This window comes from Flavobacterium sp. UBA4854, assembly GCF_002399805.1.
GTDB lineage: Bacteria > Bacteroidota > Bacteroidia > Flavobacteriales > Flavobacteriaceae > Flavobacterium > Flavobacterium ginsengisoli.
The window spans coordinates 1-2,520 of the sequence record NZ_DHEI01000012.1; the positions used below are offsets into that span (position 1 = coordinate 1).

General features: G+C 29.8%; 4 protein-coding genes. All 4 read right to left on the bottom strand.

The window, feature by feature from the left end:
- On the bottom strand, positions 1-461 hold a 461-nt coding region (locus B3J44_RS01105; RefSeq protein ID WP_286965042.1), incomplete at its 3' end, for an SMI1/KNR4 family protein.
- Between the two features lie 156 nt (positions 462-617).
- Positions 618-1,010: a hypothetical protein gene (locus B3J44_RS01110; protein ID WP_286965044.1), complete on the bottom strand. Its 393-nt coding sequence runs from the start codon at positions 1,008-1,010 to the stop codon at positions 618-620.
- Positions 1,011-1,179: 169 nt separating this feature from the next.
- Positions 1,180-1,578 carry an SMI1/KNR4 family protein gene (locus tag B3J44_RS01115; protein ID WP_286965046.1) on the bottom strand — a complete coding sequence of 133 codons (399 nt, stop codon included), beginning with the start codon at positions 1,576-1,578 and terminating at the stop codon, positions 1,180-1,182.
- 168 nt (positions 1,579-1,746) lie between these two features.
- Positions 1,747-2,520 (bottom strand): aspartate-semialdehyde dehydrogenase (locus B3J44_RS01120; protein WP_286965047.1); only part of this gene is annotated, 774 nt, incomplete at its 5' end.

The following is a 2,520-nucleotide window of genomic DNA, read 5'->3' on the forward strand; positions in this document are numbered from 1 at the left end:
TCAGAAAATGCTTCTGTTAAAATACCAGATGAACAAAGCCAAGAAATAGCTTCTTCCAACGAATTTCCAGCTTTATAAATCATTTCGCTATAACGCGGCAGAATATAATATTGATTGTTTAAAAAAATAATTTCATCTCCATCAAAAGTATCTCCAATTCGAATAGAGCTAAGCACTTCTTCCTTCGTTAAAACTTCTTTTCCTTCATCCCAAAACCAATATTCAGTAATTCGGTTTTTCCATTCTTCTAGAGTTAAGACAATGGTTTCGGGAAGATATACTCTTACGTAAGTACCACCTAAAATCCCACTTCCGTATTTTTGAACATACTCTTTATAATCTTCATCAAAAGTGATATTCAAAGTCTTTTCGCAAGCTAGAATTTCTTCTTCATCTGCAATAAATAAGTCTGTTTTTTGTGTATTATAGTTCGGAATTATTTTAAAGCTATCGAAGTTCATAAAATATAAATTTTAAATGCTAATTTACTTATTTAATGGACAAGCTAAAAAGTTTTTTCACATAAAAAAACAGTAATTACATTACTGCAATTACTACTTTTTTTTCAACAATAATCCTTATTAATTGCTCTAAAATCTATTTCAATTTAAAAAGTTCTAATCATTTTCTTTTTCTTCTAAAATAAAATATTCAAAACCTGTTACGTCTAGAATTTCTTTAAGAAATAATTCTGTTGCCTCTTTTTCATACATAGGATGAGTTAAATCGATACGAGCCTTTATAATCCATCCAAGGTCTTTATTTTTTTCGTTATAATAATTTCCCATAGAATCTTCATTTGAAAAAATCTCAAAGTAAGTTCCTTTGCTTTTATTTAAATTCCAATAGAAATGCTTTAAAACATGTGGCAGCCTTGCATCAAGCATGCCCTTATTTTTTGATTTAGACATAGTTCTATCATGAATCTCTAAATAATCGTTAATTCTTTTTACGATTGTTTTTTCATCTTTCTTTGAACTTTTAAGTCCATATATTGTTCGTGATTTCATTTTTTACTGACAGATTTATACTTCTTTATTTCCGCAAAAATAAGCCTCTATAAATCTATAAATCGCAAGAGTAAGCTATAAAACTATTAAAATAAGGCAATTAGGCAAATCAAAAAAAACGTAATTACATTACTGTAATTACGGTTTTCTTTTTAGGGCAATTTTGTTTTTAATCCTCTATTAATTCCTGAATACTTTCTGCCACTTTCTCTTTTTCTCCAGTTTCATGATTCCAAAAGAATATCTCTTCACTTAGCATTTCACTATTATCTGAAGGAATAAGAATTAATTGATTTCCAGATCCATTTCCTGCAATAGCAATTGCATTTAAAGGAAAATTACTCCATTCTTTTGCCTGTTTAGTTTCTAAAATAATATGATTGCAGGTTCTGCTTATTCTTTTTTTATCACTTTTATCAAAAAAGGGATAAAGATTCCAATAATCATATTCTGTTTCAGCTTCACCTCCATTCTCTTTTATCATTTTTTCTTTAAATAATTTAGGAAATTTGACTCCTAATTCATCTTCTGTTTCAATTATATATTTTATATCTATTGGGAATGCCATAAATTTTAATTTAAATCTATTCCACAAATATAACTTTACATAAATTAATTATAATGCTAAAAAAGCCACAAAACCACCAAATCAAGACATTCATAAAATCAAAAAAACCGTAATTACATTACTGCAATTACGGTTTTCTCTTTATAACAATTTTATTTAATCTCTCAATTATACCAAACCAGCTTTAATTAAATATTCAGCGATTTGGATTGTGTTTGTTGCAGCTCCTTTTCTTAAGTTGTCAGCAACAATCCACATGTTTAATGTATTTGGCTGGCTTTCGTCACGACGAATTCTTCCAACAAAAACATCATTTTTACCTTCTGCATACAATGGCATTGGGTAAGTAAAGGTATCTAAATTATCTTGAACCACTACTCCATCGGTGTTGTGTAAGATTTCACGAACTTCATTTACCTCAAAATCATTTGTAAACTCAACGTTTACTGCTTCACTGTGTCCGCCTACAACTGGTACACGAACTGCAGTAGCTGTAACTCTGATTGTGTTATCAGAAAGGATTTTTTGAGTTTCACGAACTAACTTCATTTCTTCTTTAGTATATCCGTTTTCTTCAAAACTGTCACAATGTGGAATTGCATTTCTATGAATAGGATATTTGTAAGCCATATCACCTTGAATTCCAGCGTACTCGTTTTCTAATTGTTTAACCGCTTTTACACCAGTTCCTGTGATAGATTGGTAAGTAGAAACAATGATTCTTTTGATGTTGTATTTTTTGTGCAAAGGAGCCAAAGCTAATACCATTTGAATAGTAGAACAGTTTGGGTTTGCAATAATTTTATCTTCTTTAGTTAAAACATCAGCATTGATTTCTGGAACTACTAATTTTTTTGTTGGATCCATTCTCCATGCAGAAGAGTTGTCGATTACAGTTGTTCCAGCAGCAGCAAATTTTGGAGCCCACTCTAATGAAGTATC

Coding starts and splice junctions, on each gene's coding strand:
- B3J44_RS01110 (WP_286965044.1), bottom strand. CDS start 1,010: ATGAAATCACGAACAATATATGGACTTAAAAGTTCAAAGAAAGATGAA.
- B3J44_RS01115 (WP_286965046.1), bottom strand. CDS start 1,578: ATGGCATTCCCAATAGATATAAAATATATAATTGAAACAGAAGATGAA.